This window comes from Streptomyces sp. NPDC018019 (assembly GCF_044327805.1).
In the GTDB taxonomy this organism is placed as follows: domain Bacteria; phylum Actinomycetota; class Actinomycetes; order Streptomycetales; family Streptomycetaceae; genus Streptomyces.
The window spans coordinates 54,030-78,935 of the sequence record NZ_JBIRGD010000004.1; the positions used below are offsets into that span (position 1 = coordinate 54,030).

Annotated in this window: 27 protein-coding genes; 19 read left to right on the forward strand and 8 right to left on the reverse strand. The window is 71.2% G+C overall.

What is annotated here, in order from left to right; translation table 11 throughout:
* Nucleotides 1–2: 2 nt before the first annotated feature.
* Entirely contained in the window at nt 3–383 is a 381-nt protein-coding gene (gene nirD / locus ACH4FX_RS08570) for a nitrite reductase small subunit NirD (protein ID WP_398476534.1), read from the forward strand.
* 4 nt (nt 384–387) lie between these two features.
* Here nirD and ACH4FX_RS08575 read toward each other — a convergent pair whose 3' ends face one another.
* The gene (locus ACH4FX_RS08575; protein WP_398476536.1) at nt 388–1,131 is read right to left on the reverse strand and encodes a hypothetical protein; all 744 of its coding nucleotides are present in this window, start codon (nt 1,129–1,131) and stop codon (nt 388–390) included.
* 240 nt (nt 1,132–1,371) lie between these two features.
* Here ACH4FX_RS08575 and ACH4FX_RS08580 point away from each other — a divergent pair, with 240 nt between their 5' ends.
* Entirely contained in the window at nt 1,372–2,310 is a 939-nt protein-coding gene (locus ACH4FX_RS08580; RefSeq protein WP_398476538.1) for an oxidoreductase, read from the forward strand.
* 33 nt (nt 2,311–2,343) lie between these two features.
* Here the strand turns inward: ACH4FX_RS08580 and ACH4FX_RS08585 are convergent, their stop codons facing one another.
* The gene (locus ACH4FX_RS08585; protein WP_398476540.1) at nt 2,344–2,853 is read right to left on the reverse strand and encodes a hypothetical protein; all 510 of its coding nucleotides are present in this window, start codon (nt 2,851–2,853) and stop codon (nt 2,344–2,346) included.
* Nucleotides 2,854–3,384: 531 nt separating this feature from the next.
* On the opposite strand from ACH4FX_RS08585, the gene ACH4FX_RS08590 reads away from it, so the two are divergent.
* Nucleotides 3,385–5,289, forward strand: a complete 1,905-nt coding sequence (locus ACH4FX_RS08590) for an APC family permease (protein ID WP_398476542.1) — start codon at nt 3,385–3,387, stop codon at nt 5,287–5,289.
* 7 nt (nt 5,290–5,296) lie between these two features.
* Here ACH4FX_RS08590 and eno read toward each other — a convergent pair whose 3' ends face one another.
* On the reverse strand, nt 5,297–6,583 hold the full coding sequence (eno, locus tag ACH4FX_RS08595; RefSeq protein WP_398476543.1) for a phosphopyruvate hydratase: 1,287 nt from the start codon (nt 6,581–6,583) through the stop codon (nt 5,297–5,299).
* A gap of 182 nt (nt 6,584–6,765) precedes the next feature.
* Between eno and ACH4FX_RS08600 the strand changes: the two genes are divergently transcribed.
* The 3 genes from ACH4FX_RS08600 to ACH4FX_RS08610 all read left to right on the forward strand — a co-directional run bounded on the left by ACH4FX_RS08600 (nt 6,766) and on the right by ACH4FX_RS08610 (nt 8,419).
* Nucleotides 6,766–7,188 (forward strand): MarR family winged helix-turn-helix transcriptional regulator, encoded by a 423-nt coding sequence (locus ACH4FX_RS08600; RefSeq protein ID WP_398476545.1) that lies wholly within the window; start codon nt 6,766–6,768, stop codon nt 7,186–7,188.
* A gap of 53 nt (nt 7,189–7,241) precedes the next feature.
* Nucleotides 7,242–7,418, forward strand: coding sequence for a hypothetical protein (locus ACH4FX_RS08605; RefSeq protein ID WP_398476547.1), 177 nt, complete (start codon nt 7,242–7,244; stop codon nt 7,416–7,418).
* A 236-nt stretch (nt 7,419–7,654) separates the two neighbouring features.
* Nucleotides 7,655–8,419: a protocatechuate 3,4-dioxygenase subunit beta gene (locus tag ACH4FX_RS08610; protein ID WP_398476549.1), complete on the forward strand. Its 765-nt coding sequence runs from the start codon at nt 7,655–7,657 to the stop codon at nt 8,417–8,419.
* Here ACH4FX_RS08610 and ACH4FX_RS08615 read toward each other — a convergent pair.
* Nucleotides 8,385–8,828, reverse strand: coding sequence for an ATP-binding protein (locus ACH4FX_RS08615; RefSeq protein WP_398476550.1), 444 nt, complete (start codon nt 8,826–8,828; stop codon nt 8,385–8,387). The genes ACH4FX_RS08610 and ACH4FX_RS08615 overlap by 35 nt on opposite strands.
* Before the next feature lie 194 nt (nt 8,829–9,022).
* On the opposite strand from ACH4FX_RS08615, the gene ACH4FX_RS08620 reads away from it, so the two are divergent.
* The 3 genes from ACH4FX_RS08620 (at nt 9,023) to ACH4FX_RS08630 (ending at nt 12,455) form a co-directional block, all read left to right on the forward strand.
* Complete coding sequence (locus tag ACH4FX_RS08620) at nt 9,023–9,868, forward strand: helix-turn-helix domain-containing protein (protein ID WP_398476552.1); 846 nt, start codon at nt 9,023–9,025, stop codon at nt 9,866–9,868.
* Nucleotides 9,869–9,871: 3 nt separating this feature from the next.
* Nucleotides 9,872–10,078 (forward strand): DUF397 domain-containing protein, encoded by a 207-nt coding sequence (locus ACH4FX_RS08625; protein WP_398476554.1) that lies wholly within the window; start codon nt 9,872–9,874, stop codon nt 10,076–10,078.
* Nucleotides 10,079–10,211: 133 nt separating this feature from the next.
* Nucleotides 10,212–12,455, forward strand: coding sequence for an FG-GAP-like repeat-containing protein (locus ACH4FX_RS08630; RefSeq protein WP_398476556.1), 2,244 nt, complete (start codon nt 10,212–10,214; stop codon nt 12,453–12,455).
* 118 nt (nt 12,456–12,573) lie between these two features.
* Here the strand turns inward: ACH4FX_RS08630 and ACH4FX_RS08635 are convergent, their stop codons facing one another.
* A complete protein-coding gene (locus ACH4FX_RS08635) occupies nt 12,574–12,858 on the reverse strand; it encodes a putative quinol monooxygenase (RefSeq protein WP_398476558.1) in 285 nt (94 codons plus the stop codon).
* 442 nt (nt 12,859–13,300) lie between these two features.
* On the opposite strand from ACH4FX_RS08635, the gene ACH4FX_RS08640 reads away from it, so the two are divergent.
* The 6 genes from ACH4FX_RS08640 to ACH4FX_RS08665 all read left to right on the forward strand — a co-directional run bounded on the left by ACH4FX_RS08640 (nt 13,301) and on the right by ACH4FX_RS08665 (nt 18,477).
* Nucleotides 13,301–14,590 (forward strand): ABC transporter substrate-binding protein, encoded by a 1,290-nt coding sequence (locus ACH4FX_RS08640; RefSeq protein WP_398476560.1) that lies wholly within the window; start codon nt 13,301–13,303, stop codon nt 14,588–14,590.
* 143 nt (nt 14,591–14,733) lie between these two features.
* Entirely contained in the window at nt 14,734–15,648 is a 915-nt protein-coding gene (locus ACH4FX_RS08645; RefSeq protein WP_398477035.1) for a carbohydrate ABC transporter permease, read from the forward strand.
* 2 nt (nt 15,649–15,650) lie between these two features.
* Nucleotides 15,651–16,547 (forward strand): carbohydrate ABC transporter permease, encoded by an 897-nt coding sequence (locus ACH4FX_RS08650; protein ID WP_398476562.1) that lies wholly within the window; start codon nt 15,651–15,653, stop codon nt 16,545–16,547.
* Nucleotides 16,548–16,664: 117 nt separating this feature from the next.
* The gene (locus ACH4FX_RS08655) at nt 16,665–17,114 is read left to right on the forward strand and encodes a GNAT family N-acetyltransferase (RefSeq protein WP_398476564.1); all 450 of its coding nucleotides are present in this window, start codon (nt 16,665–16,667) and stop codon (nt 17,112–17,114) included.
* An 86-nt stretch (nt 17,115–17,200) separates the two neighbouring features.
* Entirely contained in the window at nt 17,201–17,344 is a 144-nt protein-coding gene (locus ACH4FX_RS08660) for a hypothetical protein (protein WP_398476566.1), read from the forward strand.
* Between the two features lie 185 nt (nt 17,345–17,529).
* On the forward strand, nt 17,530–18,477 hold the full coding sequence (locus ACH4FX_RS08665) for a TauD/TfdA dioxygenase family protein (RefSeq protein WP_398476568.1): 948 nt from the start codon (nt 17,530–17,532) through the stop codon (nt 18,475–18,477).
* A 62-nt stretch (nt 18,478–18,539) separates the two neighbouring features.
* On the opposite strand, the gene ACH4FX_RS08670 is transcribed toward ACH4FX_RS08665, so the two are convergent.
* From ACH4FX_RS08670 to ACH4FX_RS08680, 3 genes are all read right to left on the reverse strand, one after another.
* Complete coding sequence (locus ACH4FX_RS08670; RefSeq protein ID WP_398476570.1) at nt 18,540–19,430, reverse strand: ArsR/SmtB family transcription factor; 891 nt, start codon at nt 19,428–19,430, stop codon at nt 18,540–18,542.
* A 529-nt stretch (nt 19,431–19,959) separates the two neighbouring features.
* On the reverse strand, nt 19,960–21,195 hold the full coding sequence (locus ACH4FX_RS08675) for a tyrosine-type recombinase/integrase (protein WP_398476572.1): 1,236 nt from the start codon (nt 21,193–21,195) through the stop codon (nt 19,960–19,962).
* Nucleotides 21,188–22,060, reverse strand: a complete 873-nt coding sequence (locus ACH4FX_RS08680; protein ID WP_398345518.1) for a helix-turn-helix domain-containing protein — start codon at nt 22,058–22,060, stop codon at nt 21,188–21,190. Before ACH4FX_RS08680 ends, ACH4FX_RS08675 begins: the two co-directional genes overlap by 8 nt.
* On the opposite strand from ACH4FX_RS08680, the gene ACH4FX_RS08685 reads away from it, so the two are divergent.
* The 4 genes from ACH4FX_RS08685 to ACH4FX_RS08700 all read left to right on the forward strand — a co-directional run bounded on the left by ACH4FX_RS08685 (nt 22,059) and on the right by ACH4FX_RS08700 (nt 24,854).
* Nucleotides 22,059–22,376 carry a helix-turn-helix transcriptional regulator gene (locus tag ACH4FX_RS08685; RefSeq protein WP_398345520.1) on the forward strand — a complete coding sequence of 106 codons (318 nt, stop codon included), beginning with the start codon at nt 22,059–22,061 and terminating at the stop codon, nt 22,374–22,376. The genes ACH4FX_RS08680 and ACH4FX_RS08685 overlap by 2 nt on opposite strands.
* Before the next feature lie 134 nt (nt 22,377–22,510).
* A complete protein-coding gene (locus ACH4FX_RS08690; protein WP_398345522.1) occupies nt 22,511–22,924 on the forward strand; it encodes a hypothetical protein in 414 nt (137 codons plus the stop codon).
* Nucleotides 22,925–22,944: 20 nt separating this feature from the next.
* Nucleotides 22,945–23,817, forward strand: coding sequence for a bifunctional DNA primase/polymerase (locus tag ACH4FX_RS08695; protein ID WP_398345523.1), 873 nt, complete (start codon nt 22,945–22,947; stop codon nt 23,815–23,817).
* A complete protein-coding gene (locus tag ACH4FX_RS08700) occupies nt 23,814–24,854 on the forward strand; it encodes an AAA family ATPase (protein WP_398345524.1) in 1,041 nt (346 codons plus the stop codon). The genes ACH4FX_RS08695 and ACH4FX_RS08700 overlap by 4 nt, the downstream gene beginning before the upstream one ends.
* Nucleotides 24,855–24,906 lie beyond the last annotated feature (52 nt).

Below are 24,906 nucleotides of genomic sequence, written 5' to 3' on the forward strand. Positions count from 1 at the left end.
CCATGACACTCGCCGTAGAACTCCCCGCGCCGAAGGACGCCGAGGGACTCGCCGCGCACCGGAACGAGGACGGCCGCTGGTTCCCGGTGTGCGACCGGTCCGTGCTGGTCCCCGGGCGGGGCGTCGCCGCCCTCCTCCCGGACGGCGGGCAGGTGGCCCTGTTCCTGGACCGCGCGGGCCGCCCGTACGCCATCGGCAACCGCGACCCGTTCACCGGCGCGTACGTCCTCTCGCGCGGTCTGACCGGCTCCGCGGACGGCCGTCCGTTCGTCGCCTCGCCCCTCCTCAAGCAGCGCTTCGACCTGGAGACGGGCACCTGCCTCGACGACCCGGCGGTGTCGGTACCCGTCTACCGGGTGCGGGACATCGGCGCCGGGGAGTGACGGGTCAGCTGTTCCCGCTGCTCACCTCGTACGTCCCGAAGTGCCATGTCCGGTGGTCGCCGAGGATCTTCGAGGCGTGGTCGAAGGAGACCTTCAGGTCGGTGACGGTCAGCCCGTGCTGCGTCGGCGTCGCGCCCGGCGCGCAGCCGACCTCCACCGGCTTGAAGTTCGCGAAGAACTGCGGCCCGAAGTCCCCGGACGGCGTGCTCCGGTAGTGGCTGAGCAGGAAGCTCCAGTCCGCTTCCCGGTACACCGCGCCGAGCCGCTCCCCCTTCGACGTCACGTCGAAGGCGGTGGCCCGGTCGAAGACCCCGTCCCGGCCCGTACAGCCATATGTACGCGTCACATCCGCCGTGGCGGAGAACCACCCGTCCTCCGCCACCCCCTGCTGGAAGGCGGGCTGGTCCCGTACGCCGCTGAGCTTCGCGGAGAAGGAGAAGCCGCCGCAGCCGGGGGTGGGCCAGTAGTCCTTGATGTAGAGGTTGCACTTGTGCGGCCCGAAGTAGGCGGTGGGATCGGGCCGGTACGGGTTGGGCACGATGGCCTTGAAGAGGTCGGCCGCCATGCCGGGAACGGGCGGCGTCGTCACCTTCCCGGCGTTCCCGCCGCCGGCGGCAGCCCCGGCCTCCGCCGCGCTCCGCGCTCCGCCCGTGCCGCCCGCCTGCGCCGCCACCGAGCCGCCCAGCGTCAGTCCCGCCCCCACCAGCACCGCCACGAGCCCTCTGCTCACCGCACTCCGCACGGACATGCCCGCCCCCTCGCCGCCCGTCCGGCCCTGCCGGTCCCGTTTCGCTTGCCGGGTTCCGCTTGTCCGGTCCGCTTGTCCAGTTCCTGACAACACCCGTGATTGCGCCAAATTACCCCCTTCCTGCCCCTTGGGGGCGGCTATCCTCCCTCTCCACACATACGGACTCCCGGCCACCGCGGTCCCGCCGCACCTGGGCGTACCCTGGTGCCCCCGATGCCCCGACGAAGGAGCGCAGCAGGCGTGACGCGTTGGAACACGAGCCACATCCCGGACCAGACGGGCCGCTCCGCGGTCGTCACCGGGGCCAACAGCGGTATCGGCTATGTCACCGCCCGCGAGCTGGCGCGCCGTGGCGCCCGGGTCGTGCTGGCCTGCCGCAACGAGTCGCGCGGCCATACCGCGCTCGCCCGGCTGCGGTCCGAAGTACCCGCCGCCGAGGCCGAGTTCCGCCGGCTCGACCTGGCCGACCTGAAATCCGTACGGGACTTCGCGGCGGGTCTCGACGACTTCGACGGCGACCGCCTGGACCTCCTCATCAACAACGCGGGGGTCATGGCGCTCCCGCAGCGCCGCACCGCCGACGGCTTCGAGATGCAGTTCGGGACGAACCACCTCGGCCACTTCGCGCTCACCGGCCTCCTCCTGCCCAAGCTGCTCGGCACGCCCGGCGCGCGCGTCGTCACCGTCTCCAGCGGCTTCCACGCGCTGGCCAACGTGAAGCTGAGCGACCTGAACAGCGAGCGCGGCTATCACCGCTGGATCGCCTACGGCCGCTCCAAGAGCGCCAACCTGCTCTTCGTCCACGAGCTGTCGCGCCGCCTGGCGCAGGCCGGTTCACAGGTACTGGCCGTCGCGGCACACCCGGGGTACGCGGACACCAACCTCCAGACCGCCGGGGTCCGGATGGAGGGGCGTACGCGTGCCGAGCGTGCCGTGACGCTGCTGAACCGCCTTGTCGCGCAGCCCGCCGAGGCCGGCGCGCTGCCCACACTGTGCGCCGCCACCGCGCCGCACATGAAGCCGGACGCGTTCCTCGGCCCGCGCGGCGGCCTGCGCGGCGGACCCGCGTCGTCGTTCCGCGCGCCGTGGACCACCGACGACGCGACCGCGGAACGGCTGTGGGCGGCTTCGGAGGAGCTCACCGGCGTGACGTACGCATTCGGCGGGGCGAGCGCCTGACGGGGGCCGCAGGGGCAGGGGCCGCCGGGGCCCTCACCGCAGCCCGGATGCCTCGAAGATCTCGCGGGCCCCGTCGCGGTCGACGCGGTCGCCGAGCGCCCGCAGCACGTGGCTGCCCGAGCGCAGCAGGCCGCGTTCGCGGGACTGCCGGGCGCCGGTGTCCAGCAGGTGCCACAGGGCCGGGTTGGCGGTAAGGACCTTCGGGTCGAATTCGACCCGGCCGCCCGCGACGTCGCGCAGCACGAGCCGGGGCGCCATCCCGTCGCTGCGGTGCACGAGGACCAGCAGGTCGGTACGGACCCGGCGCTCGCGCAGCAGCCCGCGGACGGCGAGCCAGTCCGTGCCGGCCGTCACCCGTGCCGGAAAGAGCGCCGCGAGGAGCACCACCGCGATGGCCGTCCAACAGGCCGCGCGCAGCGGGTCGAGGGTGTGGTTGGCCAGGTCGACGCCGAGCATGAGGGTGAACACCCCGGCCGTGCAGCAGGCCGCCGTGCGCAGTTCGGACGCCCAGCGGCGGTCCCGGTACGCCGTCGGGCCGTGCACCGGGGGTGGAAGGGCGCCCCTCTGCCCGGCGTGCCCCTGCCCGGTCTGCCCCACCCCGGCGTACCCCGCCCGCGTATGCCGTCCATCGTCTGCCTCCCGGTCTCGCCGCGCGCCGCCGTCCGTGCCGTCTCCGCCGCCCTCGCCGTGGGCCGTGGAGCCGGCCCCGGGTTCGCCTCGCCGTCCCATGGCCGCGACGCTAGGACGGTGGTGCCGGGACCAGCGGGACGTTGATGCGTCACTGATGACGGTCTGGTCAACCTTGACGCGGCGCTGACGGCTCCGAGCGCCCCCGTCGGCCGTACCTCCGCGCTCCGCCGGCCGCGGCGCGCGACCGGTGGCACCCCCACCCGGTGCTACACCCATCAGTCCGCGTCGGCCCGCCCCCACCGGGCATCAAGAAACCGCGAAGATGCCCGGTGCACCCGCAAAGGCCACGCCAAGAACCCGCGCGCCCGTACGAACCAGCACCCACGCTGGGCTGGCCCTGTCACCGGGGCCCTTTTTCCGCCGCGCACGGAGGTACGACGCAAGATGTCGATGGTGTGGAAGCCCACGGGCCGGGCCACGGGCCAAAAGCCCCCGGATACCGGGTCCGCCGGCCGGAACCCCGCTCCGGGGACGCCCGCGACCGGCCCCGCGCCCGAACCGGACGCCCGGCACCGCCTGACCTCCGTACAGGGCCTCGCCGCCCTCTCCCTCGACGCGATGGCGTCGGTCGCGTACGGACCCGAGTCCATCGTCCTGGTCCTGGCCGCCGCCGGCGCCCACGGCCTCGGCTTCACCCTGCCCGTCACCCTCGGCATCGCCGCCCTGCTCGCGGTCCTGGTCGCCTCGTACCGGCAGGTGATCGCGGCGTTCCCGAACGGCGGCGGCTCGTACGCCGTCGCGAAGACCCACCTCGGACGCCGTACGGCCCTGGTCGCCGCGGCCTCCCTCATCCTCGACTACGTACTGAACGTGGCGGTGTCCGTGACGGCCGGCGTCGCCGCGCTGACCTCCGCCTTCCCGGCGCTGTACGGCGAGCGGCTGTGGCTGTGCCTGGCCGTGCTCGTGCTGGTGACCGGCGTGAACCTGCGCGGCATCGTCGACTCGGCGAAGGCGTTCATCCTGCCCACCGCCGTCTTCGTGGGCTCGATCCTCGCCCTCGTCGCGGTCGGCCTCTTCCGGGACGCGCCCGTCTCCACGCTGTCGGCCGACGGCCACGCCTCCGTCCTCACCGGCAACGCGACCTCCGTCGGCGCGCTCCTGCTCCTGAAGGCGTTCGCCTCCGGGTGCTCGGCACTGACCGGTGTCGAGGCGGTGGCCAACGCCGTACCGTCCTTCCGGGCCCCCGCCGCCAAGCGCGCGCAGCGCACCGAGGTCGCCCTGGGCGCGCTGCTCGGCGTCATGCTGATCGGCCTGTCCGTCCTCATCGGGCGTTTCCACCTCCAGCCGGTGGAGGGCGTCACCGTCCTCGCGCAGCTCGCGGACGCGGCGCTCGGCCACAACTGGGCTTTCTACGTCGTGCAGTTCGCCACCATGGTGCTGCTCGCGCTGGCCGCCAACACGTCGTTCGGCGGGCTGCCGGTCCTGATGGGCCTGCTGGCCCGCGACAACTACCTGCCGCACGTCTTCGGCCTCAAGGCCGACCGGCAGGTGCACCGGCACGGCGTCCTGGCGCTGGCCGCCGTCGCCGCCCTGCTCCTCGTCTTCTCCGGCGGCGACGTGAACACCCTCGTCCCGCTCTTCGCCATCGGGGTGTTCGTCGGCTTCACCATCTGCCAGGTGGGCATGGTGCGGCACTGGCGGCAGGAACGTTCCGCCCCGGGCCGGCGCGGCAAGGCCGTCCTGAACGGTACCGGCGCCCTGTTGACCGGCGTCTCGGCCGTCGTCGTCACGGCCACCAAGTTCACCGAGGGCGCCTGGCTGATCGTCATCGCCCTGCCGGCCCTCGTCCTCGCCTTCGGCGCCGTCCACCGGGCGTACGGCCGGATCGCGGACCACCTGCACCTGGGCCGCATCCCGGAAGCCCCGCACCGCGACCGCTCCCTGGTCGTCGTCCCGGTCTCCCACCTGTCCCGGCTCACCCGCGAGGCGCTGAGCGCCGCGGTCTCCCTCGGCGACGAGGTGGTGGCCGTCACCGTCACCTACGCCGCCCCCGAGGACCGCCGCGCGGCGGAGTCCCTGCGCCGCGACTGGGAGCTGTGGAACCCCGGCGTCGACCTCCTGGAACTCCCCTCGGCCACCCGCACCGTCGGCCGTCCGATCGCCACGTACGTCCGCGAACTCCGCGACCGGCGGCCCCGCACACGGATCACGGTCCTGATCCCCGAGGTCGAACCGGCCCACCTGTGGCAGCGCCTCCTCCAGAACCAGCGCGGCGCGGTCGTCGCCCACGCGGTCCGGCGCACGACGGACGCGACGATCTGCCGGCTGCGGTTCCGGTTGTCGGGGTAGCCCGTGATCAGCGCACCTGGCGGCGCAGCGCTTCCGCGCCCGCGTACCGGGCGCCGGCGCCCAGCTGCTCCTCGATGCGGATGAGCTGGTTGTACTTGGCGGTGCGGTCGGAGCGGGACAGCGATCCGGTCTTGATCTGGCCGCAGCCCGTGGCCACCGCCAGGTCCGCGATCGTCGTGTCCTCCGTCTCCCCCGAGCGGTGCGACATGACGACGGTGTAGCCCGCCCGGTGGGCGGCCTCGACGGTGGCCAGGGCCTCCGTCAGGGTGCCGATCTGGTTGACCTTCACCAGGATCGAGTTGGCCACGCCGGAGCCGATCCCCTCGCACAGGATGGCCTCGTTCGTGCAGAACACGTCGTCGCCGGTGAGCTGGCAGCGCGCGCCGACCCGGGCGGTCAGGTCCTGCCACCCCGCGAGGTCGTCCTCGGCCATCGGGTCCTCGATCGACACGATGGGGTAGGCGTCGATCAGCTTGACCAGGTAGTCGGCGTTCTCGGCGGGCGTGCGCCGTACCCCTTCCCCGGTGTAGTCGTAGACGCCGTCGCGGAAGAACTCGGACGACGCCGGGTCCATGACCAGGCCGATGTCCGTGCCCGGCCGGTAGCCCGTGCGCTCGACGGCGGTCATGACGAAGTCGAGGGCTTCCTCGGCGGTGCGCAGGGCGGGCGCGAAACCGCCCTCGTCACCCACGCCCGTGGAGTGCCCGGCGGCGAGGAGGTCGCGGCGCAGGGTGTGGAAGATCTCGGACCCCATCCGCACGGCCTCGGCGAAGGTCTCCGCGCCGATCGGGGCGATCATGAACTCCTGGAAGTCCAGGGGATTGTCGGCGTGCGCGCCCCCGTTGACGATGTTCATCATCGGTACGGGCAGCAGCCGGGCGTCGGAGCCGCCGAGGTAGCGGTAGAGCGGCAGGCGGTGGGCGGCGGCCGCGGCCTTGGCGGCGGCCAGGGAGACCCCGAGGATCGCGTTGGCGCCGAGCCGGGACTTGGCGGGGGTGCCGTCCGTGGCGACGAGGGCGGCGTCGAGGCCGGCCTGGTCCTCGGCCTCGCGGCCGGTGACGGCGGCGGCGAGCTCCGTGTTGACGTGGCGCACCGCGCGGTCGACGCCCTTGCCGTGCCAGCGGGCCGGGTCGCCGTCGCGGAGTTCGACGGCCTCACGGGCACCGGTCGAAGCCCCGGAGGGGACCGCGGCCCGGCCGAGGGAACCGTCCGCCAGTTCCACGTCCACTTCGACGGTGGGGTTGCCCCTGCTGTCGAGGACGCGGCGGCCGGTGACGGAGGTGATGGCGGTCATGGGAGCCCTTCCCGTTGTCGCATGCGTGCCGGGGTCGGCTGCGGCGACGGTGACGCGGTGCCCGGCGCGACAGACTCTACAGCAATGCTGTGCAGTTATGCTGCTCAGTCCGGCTGTTCAGCTCTGCTGTTCAGGGCGACTGCGCAGCGTTACTGTGCAGCTGTGCTGCGGTAAAATGCGGTATGCCCCTTCCGGAATCCGCCGCCGTCGCGGCCGAACTGCGCACCGCGCTGGGAAAGCTCACGCGGCGCGTGAAGCTCGAGGACCAGATGCCGTTCGGCCAGGTGGCCGTCCTCGGGGCGCTGGACCGCAACGGTGCGATGACGACCAGCGAACTCGCAGCCGATCAGCGGGTGCGCCCGCAGTCCATGGCCCGGGCCGTCGGACTGCTCATGGAGCAGGGACTGATCACGCGCCGGGCACACCCGACCGACGGCCGCAAGAGCCTGGTCGAGCTCTCCGCCGCGGGGCGGGAGCTGCTGGAGGAGGAGCGTGGGCGCCGGGCGGACTGGCTCGCGCGGGCGATCGAGGCGGAGCTGACGGGCGAGGAGCGCGAGTTGCTGGCGCGGGGGATCGGGCTGGTGGAGAGGATCGCGGCGCACTAGCCTGTCCGGCGGATCATGGACGGAGCCGGAGTGCGATCGAGGTGAGGGTGACGGTGCCGCGGAAGGTGCTCCTCGGACGGATACTCGCCCCCCTCGCGCTCGCAGGCGCGCTCGTCGCGGCGGCCATCGCCGTACGGCTCGGTGACGCGTGGAATATCGGCATCGGCGTTCTCGGGGTGTTCGGCACGGCCATGAGCAACGTCGTGGTCTGGCGCGCCCGCGGAGAGTAAGCCGCTCGACGGGTCGGAGCGCAGGCCGCCCCGCCGCCGAAGGCGGCAGCCGCCATCTCGCCCCTCACCCTCGGCCGGGCGCGCCTGCCTGCGACTCCACCGCACCGGCTCGCCCCCTACGGCGTGCCCGGCCGCTGGCGCCGGGCGCCTGCATCGACCACCCCGTACGCGCGGGGCGATCACCCGGGCCGGTTCGCCGTCTTGCCCGTCCCGGCGCCCGGTGCGACAACGTTCCCATGTCGACAACACCCACGCCCGGAGCCGCATTCGAAGCCGCGCCCAAAGCAGCGTCCGCAGCAGCTCCCGCCACCGCGTCCGCGCCCGATGTGCCCCCGGCCGCCGCTCCGCCGTACCGAGGCCTTCCCCTCCGGCACCCCACCCTCCCCCCGGTGCCGATGCTCACCGACCCGGAGAGCGCCGAACGGTACGGCCCGGTCTTCGGGCCCGCCGACGTGACGCCCCTCGACTGCGACCTCACCCGGCACCACGCGGGCACCCCCATCGGCGAACGCATCACCGTGACCGGCCGCGTCGTGGACAGCCTCGGCCACCCCGTCCCCCACCAGCTCGTCGAACTCTGGCAGGCGAACGCGGCGGGCCGTTACGCTCACCAGGGCGATCAGCACGACGCCCCGCTGGACCCCAACTTCACCGGCGCGGGCCGCGCCCTCTCCGATGCCGACGGCCGCTACGCGTTCACCACCATCAAGCCGGGCCCGTATCCGCTCGGCACCCCCGGTGACCCCTGGCGCGCCGCGCACCTGCACTTCTCCCTCTTCGGCCGCGCGTTCGCGCAACGCCTGGTCACCCAGATGTACTTCGAGGGCGACCCCCTCCTGGCGCACGACTCGGTGCTGCACGCCGCCCCGAACGCGGCGGCCCGCCGGCGCCTGATCGCCACCTGCACCCCGGCCCCGCCGCTACCCGGCCGCCCCGCCTCCCTCACCTACCACTGGGACATCGTCCTCAACGGCCCCTCCGCGACGGTCGCCCCCGCCTGACGTCCAGCTCGCACCACACCGTCTTGCCGACCTCGCGGTCCCGTACGCCCCACCGCACGGCCACCGCCTGCACGAGCAGCAGCCCCCACCCTCCGGGGTCGTCGCCGTCCGCCGCCCTGACGGAGGGCCGGGCTTCCCCCTTCGCATCACTCACCGCCACCCGCAGCACCTCCTTCCCGACCGTCAGATGCACCCGTACGAGCCGGCCGGGCACCCGCCCGTGCACGATCGCGTTGGTCAGCAGCTCCGCCACCACCAACTCGGCGTCGTCCACGAGATGTCCGTACCCCCACTCCCGGAGCAGCCGCACCATCCGGTACCGCGCGAGCCGCACGCTCCCGGGGAACGGCGTGTAGTCGAGCAGGTCCTCATGGAGGACGGTTTCCACGGGGTCATGCGGAGAGAGCATCGACGGCCACCTCCGAGTACGAGCAGAGCGCACCCTTGCGCCAACTGATGCGGCCGCGCGAGCAGTTCGTTCGTTACGGACGGTAGGGGCACGCGGGCGCCACCCTCAATTCAACGGTGCAAATTTCACCCGTGCGGGTTGCCGCGCCATGGACCCACCTCCGCGCACCCCACCCATAAGCCAAGGTGAGCGGCATGGAACGCAGCCAGACGCCACAGGGCAACCGCATGTCGACCGTGCTGGGCCGCCGCCTCGGCGGCGAACTCATGAAGCACCGTCTCGCCGCCGGCCTGACACAAGGCCGGGCCGCCAAGGTCATCAGCGCGTCCACGGGCAAGGTCGCCAGGATGGAAAGCGGCTGGGTACCGATGTGCGACCCTGACATCCGCAGTCTGTGCGAGCTGTACGGGGTGGACGACCCCGCAACGGTGGGCGGCCTGCTGGAACTGGCCCGCGTGGACCGCGAACGCCGCAAGGCGAAAGGGTGGTGGAGCGACTTCCCAGGTGTCGGCGCGATGAAGGAGTACATCACCTTGGAGAGCGCCGCGACCACCATCAAGACATGGCAAGTGGCCTACGTCCCTGGGTTGTTGCAGTGCGAGAGATACATCCGCGCGCTCAAGGCCGACGATGGCTTCGTAGCCGCACGTCTGACACGGCAGCAACAGCTCGACGACCGTCTATGCCTACACGCGGTGGTGTACGAGGCAGCCCTCCGCAACTTGGTCGGTGGCACAGATGTGATGCGCGAACAGCTTGAGCACCTGGCCCTCGGCTCCGAAAGGCCCAACGTGTCGGTCCGGATCTTGCCCTTCAGCGCGGGCGCACGGGTGGGCATCGGGTGCGCATACAACGTCCTGTCGTTCGCCGAACCCGGCGCGATGGACGTCGTGTACATCGAAATTCCCCGCACCCAGGTCTGGATCGAAGGTGGTGACGAAGCCACGGAGCACGACGTGATGTTCGAGACAATCGCAGGGCAAGCCCTTGATGAGCGCGAATCTCGGACGTTCATCCGCAGCCTGAGTAAGGAACTGTGACCCATGCCTGAGTTCAGCTACCGCAAGTCCAGCTACAGCGACCCTGACCACGAGTGCGTCGAAGTGGCCTCCAACCTCCGTCACACCGTAGCCATACGCGACTCCAAACGCCCCACCGGCCCCACCCTCCACCTCGCCCCCACCGCCTGGAACGCCTTCCGCTCCGCTCTCGTCACGGGGCGCCTCCGTAAGGCCGCCGTAAGCCTCTGACCTCACCATTGTTAGAGTTTGCCCGGTCATCGGGGGGCTCGTACGGTTCGTCGGCCGGGAGGCGAAACGCGCCTCCGACCGCCCTCCACCGCACGCCGCGGCGCTTTGCGCCGCGTATCCCCAGGAGGGCAGATTGAAGCGTTCCCTCGTGCCGAGACCCGGGCGGTCCCGGCCCTTGCGGCGGCAGCTCGTGGCCGGGGCCGTCGTGCTCGGGCTCGCCGTGAGTGCCGGGCCCCTCGTGTCCCCGGCGGCCGTCGCCGCCCCCGCCGCGGCGCCGAAGGTCGCGCCGGGGTCCGAGATCGTGAGCGCCGGGCCCACCGGCTTCCTCTCCGTCGATCCGAAGAACACCCTCCGGTGGACGCGTTACGCGGACGGGACGACGACCGAGGTCGGCCAGGACAGCGACCAGCACACGCAGACCATCGCGCGCGGCTCCGTGTCCGACGTGGTCGTGGTGGGCGACAGCACCACCGTCACCGCGTCCCACAAGATCACCCTGCGGGACATGGCCACGGGGACGTCCACCCCCATCGATCTCGACGCGCACGGCTACCGGTACGAAGGCGCGGTCGGGTCCTGGGTGATCGCCGTCAAGTACCTGAAGGACAACGAGGAAGCCCACGTCCTCGGTCTCGTGGACGGCAAGCTGACCGATCGGAAGATCACCGGGCTGCCGGAGAAGACGCGGAAGTTCGAGGCGGTCGCCGGGACGCCGGGCTCGGCGCTGGTGCGGTTCGACGGGATGCCGGACCACTCCCCCTTCCGGAGCAACGACTACGCGGTGATCGACCTGGCCGCCGCGAAGGTCAGCGACTACCGGGGGCTGATGACCGACGACTGGGCCGGTGCCGCCCTGTCCCCGACGCACATGGCGTCGATCGGGGCTCTCTACGACGGCGACCGACGCGTAAGCCTCAGCGTCTCGAAGCGCGGACCGGAGCGGCAGCCCTGGAACACGGAGCTGAGCGGGGTGTACACCAGCATGGTGGGCCTGGTCGGCGACTGGGCGCTGTACGGGAACGAGCGGAAGGCGTCGGAGGGGTGGGACCAGCGGGACACGGCCTTCCGGGCCGTTCCCATCGGCGGCCACACAGCACGCGATGTCCTGGACCACGCCACCTCCGTCGCGCCCACGCCCGAGGGCGACCTGCTGGTGATGGGCGGCTCCGTCGACCGGGGCGAGGGTGTCTACCGGGTGTCCGCCGGGGCCGACGGTGCGCCCGTCACCAAGCTCGTCGCGAGCACCGGGGAGCCGACGAAGATCACCCTCGTCGGCTCCGACGTTCCCGCCGTGGCCGAGCTGGAGCGTGGCCACTGGCGGGCGCGCTGGCAGCTCTCGCGGCTCAACGCCGACGTGACCGTCACGCTGCGCCACACCGCCTCCGGCAAGGAACGCACCTTCGAACTGCGCCCGGACAACCGCGAGATGAAGCCGGGCTGGGTGGACGTGGACTGGGACGGACTGCTCGGCTCCGGCACCGACACCGTGGCCGCGCCCAACGGTGCCTACACCTGGAAGCTCAACGCCAAGCCCACCAACGGCCTCGGACCCGACGTGAACGCCGACGGCACCTTCACCGTCCGCCGCAGGCCCGCCCCGCACGACTACACCGACAACGGCTCGCCGGACGTGATCGTGCGCGACGAGGTGGGCGGGCTGTCGCTCAACGACACGTACCACGGCCCGCAGGACAAGCCGCAGCTCCAGGGCACGACGGAGAAGTGGGTCGGCCCGGGCTGGAACATCTACGACCGGATCGTCGCCGTCGGCGACGTGGCCGGTGCCGCGGTCGGTGATGTGGTGGCGCGGGACCGGTCCGGTGTCCTGTGGCTGTACCTCGGCACGGGCGACGGGAAGTTCGCCACCCGGGCGAAGATCGGCGCCGGGTGGAACATGTACGACCAGCTCACCGGCGGCAGCGACCTGAACGGTGACGGCCGCGGCGATCTGCTGGCCCGGGACACCGACGGGGTGCTGTGGCTGTACGAGGGCACGGGCGACTGGCGGGCACCGTTCGCGCCGCGCAAGCGGATCGGCGGCGGCTGGGACATGTACGACCAGATCGCCGCCGTCGGCGACGTGGCGGGCGCCTCCGCCGGGGACCTGGTGGCGCGGGACCCGTCCGGTGTCCTGTGGCTGTACCTCGGCACCGGCGACGGGAAGTTCGCCACCCGGGCGAAGATCGGCGCCGGCTGGGGTGCCTACCGCCAGCTGGTCGGCATCGGTGACGCCGACACCGACGGCCGCGCCGACCTCTTCGTCACCACGCCGGACGGCAGCTCGTACCTCTACCACGGCACGGGCGACTGGCGGGCACCGTTCGCCCCGCGGCAGCTGACCGGCATCGAGGCGCCGTCGTACAAGACCATCGCCTGACGGGCGAAGGCGCGAGCACACCCACCGCAGTAGCAGCAGGGGCCGGTACCGTCCGACGGTGCCGGCCCTTGGCACACCGGCCCGCACTCCCGTCCGCGCGGCCGCCCGCGCTCCCGTCCTACGGCGCCTCCGCCCCGGATATCCGGTACGTGCCCACCTCCGCGCCGAGGATCGCCGCCGTCTGCTCCGGTTGCGGGCCGGCGCCCCGGAACGCTTCGAGGTGGGCGTCGGACTCCCAGCGCTCGTACACATTGATCCGGCCCGGGTCGAGGCGGTCGGCCGAGAGCGCGTAATCCAGGCAGCCGGGGGACTTCCGCGCCTGTTCGACCACCGCGTCGCAGCCGGCCAGGTATGCGGCGCGGGCGTCGGGAGCGACGTGGAGCTTGCCGGATACGATGATCATGACTTCCCCCTCATGGACAGAGCGCGGTCGCAGGGCCGTCAGCCACCGGCTCGCGAAGGCCCTGCACCACAGCATGCACCGGGGGTCTGACAATCGCCCTGACCAGCACAGACGCGAACTGCATCGCGTCGTCGGCCACACCGCCGACCGCAGCCCGTCCCAACGAGCCCGGTCGCGGCCGGTGATGACGGCATACACGCCTTCGCCGCGGCGCGGAGAACATCGGCCCGTTCCGCGCGGGAACACCGGGCCGCCGCCCGGTGCTCACTCCTACGGGCGCCGCCACCGGCCGGTTTCGCTCGGGTGCAACGCGTCCTGCATGCGGGTACGGCAGAGTAGGCGCTCGCGGCGGACGGTGATCGTCGATCACGTATGCCGCGGGACGCCGACGGATGCACGGCACGGCCAGGTAGGCGCACGAGCGACGCAGGGGGCGATCGGCATGACACACGGCAGCGGCGAGGGCTTCGGTATCGGCAGACGGCGGCTGCTCGCCGCGGCCGGGGGCGCCGCGCTCACCGGCGCACTGGCGGCCTGCGGCTCCAACACGGGCCGGGGCGGCAAGGGTTCGGGACCCGCGCTCAGCCAGTGGTACCACCAGTACGGCGAGCCCGGCACCGAGCGGGCCGTCAAGCGGTACGCCGCCGGGTACGACAAGGCGCGGGTCACCGTGCAGTGGCGGCCCGGTGACTACGACCGGCAGACCGCCGCCGCGCTGCTGACGGACTCCGGCCCGGACGTCTTCGAGGTCAACGGGCCGAAGCTGGACCAGATCAAGGGCGGTCAGATCGTGGATCTGACCGAGCAGATCGAGTCCGCGAAGGACGACTTCAATCAGGCGGTACTCAAGCCGAAGATCTGGGACGGGAAGGTCTGGGCCGTTCCGCAGACGGTGGACACGCAGCTGCTCTTCTACCGGAAGAGCCTGCTGAAGGCGGCGGGCGTCGAACCGCCGCGGACCGTCGACGCGCTGGTCGATGCGGCCGGGACACTGACCCGGTACCACCGCAAGGACAAGGTCAAGGGCCTGTTCCTGGGGAACGACGGCGGGGCCGCCGTGCTGGGCGGCACGCCGCTGTTCGCCGCGGGGCTGAGTCTGATCACGGAGGACGGGAAGGTTGGCTTCGACGACCCGGCCGCCGCCCGCGTCCTGGGCAAGATCCGGCAGCTGTACGCCGACACATCGCTTCTGCTGGGGGCGCCGACGGACTGGTCCGACCCGGCGGCCTTCATCCAGGGGCTGACCGCCATGCAGTGGTCCGGGCTGTGGGCATTGCCGCAGGTGAAGAAGGCTCTCGGGGACGACTTCGGGGTGCTGCCGTTCCCGGAGGACGGCGCCGGCGGGCGGCCCGCGGTCCCGGTGGGCGCGTACGGCTCGGCGGTCAGCGCGCGCAGCAAGCATCAGAAGGAGGCCAAAGCGTTCGTGAAGTGGCTCTGGGTGGACGGAACCGATAAGCAGGAGGACTTCGCCCTGTCGTACGGCTTCCACATCCCGGCCCGCACCTCGCTCGCCAAGAAGGCCGGGCAGCTCAAGGAGGGCGCGGCGGCCGACGCCGTCGCGTACGCCACCGACCACGGTTTCGCCGAGCCGCTGCTCTGGACGACCCCGAGCAGCACCGCCTACCAGGACGCGCTGAACCACATCATCAAGGACGGCGCGAATCCCGAGACCGAACTCAAGGCCGTGGTGCGCAAGGTCGAGGCCGAGTTGCAGCGGGCGAAGAAGAAGTGAGGGGGACGGGCGCGCGGGCCAAGACGGCCGCTGCGGGCACCGGCGCGCGGGCCGGGGCCACGGCCGGTACGGGGGCGGGAACAGGCACGGGAGCGGGAACAGGCACGGGGGCGGGCGCGGGGACAGCCGTACCGGCCGGCGGGCTGCTCGCGCGGCTGCGTGGTCGGCAGAACCGGAACCTGTGGTTCTGGGTCTTCGTCGGCCCGTTCGCGATCGGCCTCGCACTCTTCACGTACGTACCGCTGGTCTGGAGCGTCTACCTCAGCTTCTTCGACGCGCGCAACACGGTCAGTCCGACGGACTTCGTCGGGCTGGACAACTACGCGACGATGCTGGGCGATCAGGCGTTCCTGAGCAGCCTGGGCACGTTCCTGCTGTTCACCGCCTTCATCGTGCCGGCGACATACGTGCTCTCCCTGTCCCTCGCACTCATGGTCAACCGGCTGCGCTTCGCGCAGGCGTTCTTCCGCTCGGTCTTCTTCCTGCCGACCGCGTGCTCGTACGTGGTCGCCGCGCTGATCTGGAAGCTGTCGATCTTCAACGGGGTGCGGTTCGGGCTGGCCAACACCGTGCTGGGGTGGTTCGGCGCGGACCAGACCGCCTGGCTGTCCACGTCCGACCCGCCCTGGTACTGGCTGGTGATCGTGACCGTACGGCTATGGCTCCAGGCCGGTTTCTACATGATTCTGTTCCTGGCGGGACTGCAACGGATCTCTCCGCGACTGTACGAGGCCGCCGCGGTGGACGGCGCGCGGCCCGGCTGGCAGACGCTGCGCCACATCACGCTCCCGCAGCTGCGCGCGACCTCGGTCGCCGTCGTCCTGCTGCTGGTGATCAACGCGTTCCAGGCGTTCGACGAGTTCTACAACCTGATGTCCGACGCGCGCGGCTACCCGCCGTACGCCCGTCCGCCGCTGGTCTACCTCTACTACACCGCTCTCGGCCAGGAGCAGAACCTGGGGCTGGGCAGCGCCGGAGCGGTGATCCTGGCGCTGATCATCGCGGTGGCGACCGTCGTCCAGGCCCGCTGGTTCGGCCTCGGCCGGAAGGAGGACTGACGATGGCGGCCACACCAGCGGAACGGGCGCGCCGAGGCGCCTCCCGCACACGGACCGGACACACCCGAGACCCCCGAGTACGGGCCGGACGTGCCCTGCGCGCCGTGGTCGTCGCCGTCCTCGCCGTCCTGTTCCTGCTCCCGTTCTACCTGCTCGTACGCAACGGCCTGGCCACCGAGCAGGACATCACCGCACCCGACTGGACGTTCTTCCCGCGTGACATCCAGTGGTCGAACCTGACCGAGGTGTTCGACGACGAGAACCTGCCGCTGGCGCGGGCCCTGCTCAACTCCACACTGATCGCGGTGTCCACGACGCTCGGCACGGTGCTGCTCGCGTCGCTGGCCGGATACGGGCTCGCGCGTATCCCGTACCGGCATGCGAACGTCGTCTTCTACGCCATCCTCGGCACGCTGATGGTCCCGGCGGCGGTCACGTTCGTCCCCAGCTTCGTCCTCGTCTCGACGCTCGGCTGGATCTCCACCCTGCGCGGCTTGATCATCCCCACCCTCTTCAGCGCCTTCGCCTGCTTCATATTCCGCCAGTACTTCCTGGGGTTCCCGCGGGAGCTGGAGGACGCGGCGCGGGTGGACGGGCTCGGCCACTGGCGTACGTTCTGGCGGATCGTGGTGCCCAACTCGCGGTCCGTCTTCGCCGCCGTCGGCACCATCGTCTTCATCGGCGCGTGGAACGCGTTCCTGTGGCCGCTGGTCATCGGGCAGGACCGGGAGTCCTGGACGGTGCAGGTGGCGCTGTCCACGTTCACCACCGCGCAGAACCTCAACCTCCACGAGCTGTTCATCGCCGCGGCGATCTCGATCGCGCCGCTGGTGGCCGTGTTCGTGCTCTTGCAGCGGTACATCGTGGCGGGAGTGGAGCGGTCCGGGATCGACGACTGAGGACGGCGGGCGTCGGACAGCGCGGTACGGGCAGCGGGACGGCCGGCGACGAAAGGACACCGGCCCGACGACGAAAGTCGGTAGCGGGGCGCGGGATGCCTGTGGGGATACTCGGCCATGAGCGATGTGACAGAGCCGGTGCGGGACCAGGGCCCCGCCCTCACCGTCGGCGAGCACGACCCCGCGCTGGACAAGCGCCTGGAGGACGAACTCGACGCCTTCAACGCCGCGGCCACGGACCACGCCGAGCACGACGAGTTCTCGGTGCGGGTGACCGAAGCGGACGGCGCGCTGGTCGGCGGGCTGAGCGCCCGGACCTGGGGCGGGCTGTGCGAGATCCACCTGCTCTGGGTGCGGGAGGGCAGCCGCGCGGAAGGCTGGGGCGCGAAGCTGCTGCGGGCCGCCGAGGAGGAGGCGGTACGGCGCGGCTGCGACCGCGCCACGGTGTCCTCGTACACCTTCCAGGCGCCGGGGTTCTACCAGCGCCAGGGGTACGAGGAGGTGGGCCGCGTGCCGGGGATGCCGGGCGGACACGCGGACGTGTACCTGTTCAAGAAGCTGGGCTGAGCCGGGCCCTGAGGATGGGGGTGGCCGGGGCGCGGGACCGGTACGCCCGGTGCCGCGCGCCCCGGTCATGGGGTACGGTGCGTGCCATGACCACGTACTCGACGTTCCGTGAGGCGGAGCCGCTGCGCTGCGGCCCCCACGGCGAGTGCGCGCCCCGCGGCATGACGTTCCTGCGCCGCCGCGGCCGGGTGGGTTCTCCCCCGGCCGCCGCTCTCCGTTCCTGTCGGTGATCACCGGGCGTTGACCGCCCCGGCGGAGCCCTCGGCAGAGCCCCTGGCAGTGTCCTCGGCCTGACCCGACCGGCTCACCGGCCCCGCCGGGCCGGGGCGACCGCATACCGCGTGACCCGCATACCCCGCGTATCGCACGTACGCCGCATATCCCGTACCTCGTTCCTCACCTCCAGGAGGACCCGTTGCCGGCCGTCGCCAACTCCCCCGTGCCCACCTTCCCTTCCCCCGCCCTCCGCGAGCACCGCATCCCCGCCGACGGCCTGTACGAAGGCCACCGCGTCCTGCGCCGCACCCCGGAGGGCTGGGAGGACCGCCCGTACGAGCGCTTCGAGGTCGTCCCTCAGGCGCGCACCATCGGCGCCGAGATCCGGGGCCTCGACCTGTCCCGGCCGCTCTCCCCGGCGCTGCGCGACGATCTGAACCGCGCGCTGCTGGAGTGGAAGGTGCTCTTCTTCCGGGGGCAGCACCTCACGTCCGCCGCACAGCGCGCGTTCGCCCGCAACTGGGGTGAGCTGGAGACCAATCCGCTGCTGGCGACGGGTGACGCCGAGGACGTGGTGCGGTTCGACCGGAGCGCGGTGCCGACCTTCGAGAACGTCTGGCACACGGATGTGACGTTCCGCGAACGCCCGGCGCTGGGCGCGGTGTTGCAGCTGCGCGAGGTGCCGGCGTTCGGCGGTGACACGATGTGGGCGGACATGGCGGCGGCGTACGACAACCTGCCGCGGGACGTGAAGGACCGGATCGACGGCGCCACCGCCGTCCACGACTTCCTGCCGGGCTTCGCCCGCTTCTGCTCCGCCGAGCGGCTCGCGCCGTTTCAAGAGCAGTTCCCGCCGGTGGAGCACCCGGTCGTCCGGCGGCACCCGGAGACCGGCCGCCGGATGCTGTTCGTCAACACCTCGTTCACCACGCGCATCGTGGGGCTGGAGCGGGCGGAGAGCGACCGGCTGCTGCGGCTGCTCTTCCAGCAGGCGCACGTACCGGAGTTCCAGGTGCGGTTCCGCTGGCGGGCGGGGGACATCGCGTTCTGGGACAACCGGGCCACCCAGCACTACGCGGTGAACGACTACGGGAGCGAGCGCCGGGTGGCCGAGCGGGTGGCGATCACGGGCGACCGGCCGTACTGACGCGGGCCCCGTCCCTCCCCGCCGGGTGCCGGAACGTTACTGCACGCTTCCGGCACCCACCGCTACACATCCACACCCCGGACCTCCCTGGCCCCCAGCCCTCCGGCCCCCAGCACCCGGGTGTCCACACCGCGGACGTCCACCTCCGGGCCACCCCGCAGCAGCGCCGCCCCCAGCGGCGTCAACGTGTGCAGGACCGCGTTGCCGTGACGCAGCGTCAGCAACAGGCCCGCGTCCCGCAGCACCGTCGCGTGCTGGCTGGCCGACGCCAGCGACACATCGACGCGCCGCGCCAGTTCGCTCGTCGTGCAGCCGCCGCCCACACCGTGCAGGATCGCCGACCGGGTGCGGCCGACGAGCTTGCCCAGCGAGTGGGCGGGCGCGGGCGGCGTGACGAGGCGGGGCGCGGGATGTTCGAGGGGATACACGAGGACGGGGGTGAGGTCGGGGTCGTGGAAGGTGACGGGCGTGCGACGGCAGAAGAACGACGGGAGCAGGAGCAGCCCCCGGCCGTTCAGGAAGAGGTCACGGTCGACCGGGTAGTCCACCTCCAGGACCGGGGGCCGCCAGCGCATGGTCGGCGGGAGCGTGGCCAGCAGGTGGTCGGCGCCACCGTCCAGGAGCGCCCGGCCGCGGGCGGCGCGGTCCGCCTCGATACGGGCCTGGAGCAGCGGCCAGTACGGAGCGACCGCGTTCTCGTAATAGCTCCGGAGCGCGCCGGCGAGCCGGCCGAGCGCCTCGGAATCGCCTTCGCTCAGCGCCCGCAGCCACGAAGGCAGCGGGCGGGTGGCGGGCAGCCGCGAAAGTTCGGCATGCAGTCGGGCGGGCGGGGTTGCGCGCAGCGCCGCGAGCCCTTCGTCGATGCCGAGCAGCCCCTCCGGAGGCGTCAGGAAATCCGGAAAATAGCCCCGTGTGGGAACGAGCGGCGCCAGCAGCCGTGTTTCACCATTCAACCGGGAACGCGCTTCGGAGCGCCATTTGCCGAAGGCCGGCCCGGGCCGCCGGTCGCGGAGTCGGTGAAAACTTAAAACGGTCTCCCACAGCACGTCAGGGCGCGCGGCAATGCGCACCCGGGCCAGATCCGGTCCACTGAAATGGACGCGTAGCACCGAACCCCCACCAATGCTCCTAGTCGACCCCCGGCCCTCTGAGTATGCACGCAGACACAGCCTGTCACCACGCCCTTTTGGCCAGAGTTGAAAGGGGTCGCGCCATCGGCGCGTTCCCGGAAAGCTGTAACTCAATTCGACGGCAAGGCGAATGGAACGGATTGCTCGATCCCGTGGGGGGTGACGAGGCAATAACCGACCGCTCAGCATTTGCCGTGGAAGGCCGTCAACCAGGCCGACATGGCTGACGGCAGCTCCCGAGGGGGGAGTCCGGAGAAAAGCGAGGGCGGCACCTCCGCACAGGTGCCGCCCTCGTTGGGCTGACCTGCACAAAGATCCATTCGGTGGGGCCGCAGGGCACTCTGAGGGCACATCACGCCAGAACCGCATCCATGATGTCCGCGGTGTCGTCCTCGTCGTCCTCCCACAGGTGGACGTACAGGTCCCACGTGATCGAGGGCTTCGCGTGCCCGAGGAGCCGCTGCACCTTCTTCACTGTAGCGCCATGCTTGATCAGGACGGACGCGTAGAAGTGACGGAGATCATGCAGCGTCGCACCCTCCGGCACCCGCAGCGGCGAACCCCACTCCTCCAACAGCTTGTTGGCTCGCCTCACGATGCGGGCCCACGTCTTGGCCCACGAGCCGCGACGGACGGGGGCGTTCGCCTCGCTGAGGAACAGCAACCGCGCCTTGCGCCACCTCGGGTTGCGCGGGTCCGTACGGTCTTCGATCTCGACCTCGCGCGGCGGGAACATTTCGCGGTGCAGCTTGATCGCCTCAGCCGCCGATGCCGACAGTCGGCCCGTCCGGTAGCTCTTGTCCGTCTTTGGCGGTCCCAGGTACGGCACCCCCTTGTCGGGCCCTATGAGCTGCTGCTCGACCACGACTTCCCTCGTGTCCAAGTCGATGTGGTGATCTTCCAGCCCAAACAGCTCACCGCCGCGCAGCCCCGTCGTGCCGTCCAAACGGACTGCGGCCCTGTAGCGATCCGAAGCCGCCTGCATGAGCGCCTTCACCACCAGCGGTTCGAGGGGCACCACCTCAGCGTTACGCGGCTCGGGCAGTTCGACGCCGTGGCACGGGTTCGACGTGATGATGCCGTCCGCGACCGCGGCGCTCATCACCGCAGTGAGCGCGTTCCAAGGCGTGCGCAAGCTGATGGGCGCGAGGACCTGCGATCTCTCCTTGACCCATGCGCGGACATCGGTCCGCTTGATCCCGGCCGGCGGTCGGCTGCCGAAGGTCGGGTAGACGTGCAGCCGTAGCGCACGCTCGACGTTGACCTCGGTTCGCTCCCGATGGGTCGCTGAGGTGCGCCACTCCTCGGCGAAGGTCCGGAAGTCCTGCTTCTTTCGCTCCGGGTCCACGTACGTGCCGCGATCGAGGTCCGCCTGCACCTCGTCGGCCCGCTTGTCAGCAGCGGCCTTCTTGGCGAAGTTCTCCTTGCACTGCTTCCCGCTCGTATCGCGCCAACGGACCTGCCACCGCTTCCCCTGGCCGTGCTCGCTGCTGGCGACCATCTTGCGAGTCTTGCTGGTGTGCTCGCCGCACGGCTTGTCAGCCTCGCTCGGACGGGACTTGTGCCAACGGTCGTAGACCTCAGCCATTCGCCTCCCCTCCCTTCCTGCTGACCCCCATAGGGCCGAGGTCCGCAGGGTCGGGCCGCTCTGCCTCGCCGCGCCGCTCCTCGTAAGCCTTCACGATGGGCTCCAGCTCAGCCACGAGAGCGCGCGTGATGTGCCCGCGCGCAGACTGGAGGGCCCGTTTGCCTTCCGGTAGTTCGCCTCGATCCCGCAGGCGCGCCTCGCGCTCTGCGGCGAGGCCGTGCCCCCATACCTCTCTCGCGGCGTATGCGACGTAGTGCGGGGTTGTTTCCAGCCGCTTGGCCGCCTTAGTCTCCGCGTCGTCGGGCCTGTCCTGCGTGTGACGGATCTCGGCGTTGGTCGGCCATGGAGAGTGCGCCTGCAAGTACGAGATCGCCTGTGCCGTCCGGCGGGCGACCTCTTCGGGGGCCTGATCACTCACACCCTTCACGTGCCAGCCGCCTGGCGCCCGAAGCGCAAGGAAACTGGGATTGTGGTCGCCGCTGAGGACTCGACGCACCTCGCGGTCGTAAACGCCAACCTCAGACGTCAGCCACACCGTCCCCTCGGGCAGTAGGTCACCCAACGGGCGGGCGTAGATGATCGGCAGCATGATCAGCTCGACCGCGGAGAGTGCGCGTCGCCCCCGCTCGATCTGGCCAACGGTCGGTCGATGCCACGAGAGTCCGAGTTGCTGCGCCGTCTGCGCCACCTCTTCCGCCGTGCGACCGGCATCCTCCCGGGCACGCAAAAGCCGCCGCCCGATCGCCTCACCGAAGGTGAGGGCCTGCGCGAGGGCACGTTCCCAACGCTCCTGATCTGTAGCAGGCGCGACCTCCGCAGCGGACTGACTCTCTGGCGTTCGTTCGTCGCTGTTACTTCGCTTCATGGAGCGCAACAATACATTCCGCTGGACAAGGGTGCGGAAGATCGCTAAGTTTCGAGAGCACGATTTCGTAACGCTTCAACCCAAGGAGTCCGGCACCGTGCCCCGCACCCGCCTCGTCAGCGTCACTTCCTCTGACCGCCGCAAGCTCGTCACCGCAAGCGAACTCGCCGATTACTGCGGCGTCCCGCTCGCCACCGTCTACCAGTGGAGCCACCGCGGCGGCGGCCCCCGGATGATCAAGGTCGGCCGCCATCTGCGAGCCCGTTGGGATGACATCGAGCGATGGCTCGACGAGCAGACGATCGAAGCCGCCTGATGCACAGCGGCCCTCAGCCGGTGCGCCAACACCGATCGCTGAGGGCCGGAAGCATCCATCCGCCCTTTGCTGAAAGACAGACCGGTGGCGCGGGCCGTGAACCCATATGCGCCGCCGTTGTAAGGAGCTTCACCATGAAGCGTACTGAGTACGCCCCCACCCCCACCCCAGTCACCACGGCGCCGGCGGCCGTCGCGGATGCTGCCCACTACGTTCTCGGCCTTGCGGCCCTGCGTCAGGCTGCGAACGCCCCCGCGGACGGGCGCGGCGCCGCTGGCCGCGTCGCCCAGCGTGGGCGGGAACTCAGTGGCGCCGTGGCAGCAGCCATGGCGCAGGCAAGCGGTGAGAACGGCACAGTGGGCACGCCCGGCGAACTGCTCGCCGAGTCCCACCTGCGTCTCGTCATCCACCACGCCCGCGAGTACCTCCTCGCCTCATCCGTGGCTGCTGTCGAGACCGGCGAGGACACCGAGAAGGCATCACAGCGCGCGGTCGCCATGATGCGTCGTCTTGCCGATCGCCTGCGAAGTGCCGGGGCCGCCCGGTGACGAACGCCTCGAAGCATCGAATGCAGCAGGTCGAGCGAGTGCTCGACCTCGCGGCCCATGGCCTGTACGTCTTTCCCCTCCGCCCCAACGACAAGCGGCCCGCCGTCAGCGACTGGCAGCAACGGGCCACAACCGACCCCCACCGCATCGAGCGCGCCTGGTCCGCCGGCGCCTATGGGGTTGGCATCGCCTGCGGCCCGTCCGGGCTTGTAGTGATCGATCTCGACACTGCCAAGGGCGCTACCCCTCCCGACGAGTGGAAGCTGCCCGGCATCGTCGACGGTGCCGATGTCTTCGCCGAGCTGCACGCCCGGCACGGCGCCCGCTGGCCGTTCGGCGCTACTCCGTCCGTTCGCACTGCCTCGGGCGGGATGCACCTGTACTACCGTGCGCCCGCCGGCCGCGAGGTCCGCAACAGCGCCGGGCGCCTCGGCTGGAAGATCGACGTACGTGCGGCAGGTGGATACGTCGTCGCTCCGCCGTCTCCCGTGGCAGGCAGCCTGTATCGCTGGGAGACCGGCCCCGGCGTGGCGCCGATCGACCTGCCTGAATGGCTCGCCGCCCTCGCTGCGCCCCGCGCCGAGCAGCCGCTCGCGACCGTGCAACCGCTGCCTTTCGCACGCCGCAACCAGCGCGGGTATGCCGCTGCTGCCCTGCTCGACGAGGTCGACAAAGTGCGCACGGCGGTCCCCGGCACCCGCAACGACACCTTGCACCGAGCCGCATTCAACCTTGGCACCCTGGCCGGGCGCGGTGACCTCGCCCCCGCCGAGATCGTCGACCACCTGTTCGTCATAGCGGTGGCCGTCGGCCTCGGCCCGACCGAAACGGAGAAGACCATCACCTCGGGCCTGCGCGCCGGAATGCTGCACCCGCGCGGAGCCGCCGCATGACGGACGCCGCCGCGCGTGAGCGCATCCTCGCCGCAGTCCCCTCCCCGCCCGTCCCGCCGGCCGAGGAGCAGAACCCCACTCAGGCCCGGCTCGCCGAGCTTCGGTCCCTGCTCGTCGACACCGACGGCCTCGACTCCATCGCCGACCCCGAACCGCTGATCGACGGCGTCCTGTACCGCGACTCGCTCGCTTGGCTGTACGGCAAGCCCGGTCACGGCAAGTCGTTCGTTGCCCTTGACTGGGCCGGTTGCATCGCCAACGGAATGCCCTGGCAACACCGCGAGGTACGCCGCGGCCCGGTCCTCTACCTCGTAGCCGAGGGCGCGTCCGGCATTCGTCGCCGCGTCCGCGCGTGGGAGCAGGCGTTCGGCCAGCGTATGCACGACGTTGTATTCCTGCCCGTCCCGGTGCAGCTTCTGCACGGCACCGACCTGAGCGCGTTCACGTTCTTGATCCGAGAGCAGCAGCCGGCCCTCGTCGTCATCGACACGCAAGCGCGCGTAACGGTGGGGGCCGAGGAGAACAGCAACACCGAGATGGGCCGCGTCGTGGCCGCCGCCGACGCGCTGCGCCAGGAGTCCGGAGCCTGTGTGCTCATGGTGCACCACGCCGGCAAGAGCGGCCTCGACATGCGCGGCGCTTCGGCTTTCGACGGCGCGGCGACCAGCGTCATCAAGGTCACCAAGGATGGCGAGTACGTCGAGGTGCACAGCGGGAAGCAGAAGGACACCGAGGACTTCGACACCGTGTTCCTTCGGCTTCGTCCTGCTGGGCAGTCCGCCGTACTGGAGTCCCGAGAGGCCAGCCGGCTGCCGCTGGACGTGACCCGGAGCGAAGAGACGCTACTCGCCACCATGCGGGAATCCTTCGGGACGACCGGTGCCACCGGGCCGCAGCTCTTTGAGGTGTGCGACGTACCCAAGAGCACGTTCTACCGATCCCTCAACTCGCTATTGGGACGAGGGGCGTTGGTGAACATCGGCACGGAGAAGCGAGCCCACTACAAGCTACCCGCCGCCCTGCCCGCTGCGGCCTAGCTCGCACAGTCCCACCCAGTCCCGTCCGGTCCCGCGAGACCGGGCCCCAGTC

Coding starts and splice junctions, on each gene's coding strand:
- eno (WP_398476543.1), bottom strand. CDS start 6,583: ATGACCGCCATCACCTCCGTCACCGGCCGCCGCGTCCTCGACAGCAGG.
- ACH4FX_RS08610 (WP_398476549.1), top strand. CDS start 7,655: ATGTCGACAACACCCACGCCCGGAGCCGCATTCGAAGCCGCGCCCAAA.
- ACH4FX_RS08660 (WP_398476566.1), top strand. CDS start 17,201: ATGACCACGTACTCGACGTTCCGTGAGGCGGAGCCGCTGCGCTGCGGC.
- nirD (WP_398476534.1), top strand. CDS start 3: ATGACACTCGCCGTAGAACTCCCCGCGCCGAAGGACGCCGAGGGACTC.
- ACH4FX_RS08635 (WP_398476558.1), bottom strand. CDS start 12,858: ATGATCATCGTATCCGGCAAGCTCCACGTCGCTCCCGACGCCCGCGCC.
- ACH4FX_RS08680 (WP_398345518.1), bottom strand. CDS start 22,060: ATGAAGCGAAGTAACAGCGACGAACGAACGCCAGAGAGTCAGTCCGCT.
- ACH4FX_RS08700 (WP_398345524.1), top strand. CDS start 23,814: ATGACGGACGCCGCCGCGCGTGAGCGCATCCTCGCCGCAGTCCCCTCC.
- ACH4FX_RS08575 (WP_398476536.1), bottom strand. CDS start 1,131: ATGTCCGTGCGGAGTGCGGTGAGCAGAGGGCTCGTGGCGGTGCTGGTG.
- ACH4FX_RS08620 (WP_398476552.1), top strand. CDS start 9,023: ATGGAACGCAGCCAGACGCCACAGGGCAACCGCATGTCGACCGTGCTG.
- ACH4FX_RS08600 (WP_398476545.1), top strand. CDS start 6,766: ATGCCCCTTCCGGAATCCGCCGCCGTCGCGGCCGAACTGCGCACCGCG.
- ACH4FX_RS08650 (WP_398476562.1), top strand. CDS start 15,651: ATGGCGGCCACACCAGCGGAACGGGCGCGCCGAGGCGCCTCCCGCACA.
- ACH4FX_RS08685 (WP_398345520.1), top strand. CDS start 22,059: ATGGAGCGCAACAATACATTCCGCTGGACAAGGGTGCGGAAGATCGCT.
- ACH4FX_RS08640 (WP_398476560.1), top strand. CDS start 13,301: ATGACACACGGCAGCGGCGAGGGCTTCGGTATCGGCAGACGGCGGCTG.
- ACH4FX_RS08690 (WP_398345522.1), top strand. CDS start 22,511: ATGAAGCGTACTGAGTACGCCCCCACCCCCACCCCAGTCACCACGGCG.
- ACH4FX_RS08615 (WP_398476550.1), bottom strand. CDS start 8,828: ATGCTCTCTCCGCATGACCCCGTGGAAACCGTCCTCCATGAGGACCTG.
- ACH4FX_RS08655 (WP_398476564.1), top strand. CDS start 16,665: ATGAGCGATGTGACAGAGCCGGTGCGGGACCAGGGCCCCGCCCTCACC.
- ACH4FX_RS08675 (WP_398476572.1), bottom strand. CDS start 21,195: ATGGCTGAGGTCTACGACCGTTGGCACAAGTCCCGTCCGAGCGAGGCT.
- ACH4FX_RS08625 (WP_398476554.1), top strand. CDS start 9,872: ATGCCTGAGTTCAGCTACCGCAAGTCCAGCTACAGCGACCCTGACCAC.
- ACH4FX_RS08695 (WP_398345523.1), top strand. CDS start 22,945: ATGCAGCAGGTCGAGCGAGTGCTCGACCTCGCGGCCCATGGCCTGTAC.
- ACH4FX_RS08590 (WP_398476542.1), top strand. CDS start 3,385: ATGTCGATGGTGTGGAAGCCCACGGGCCGGGCCACGGGCCAAAAGCCC.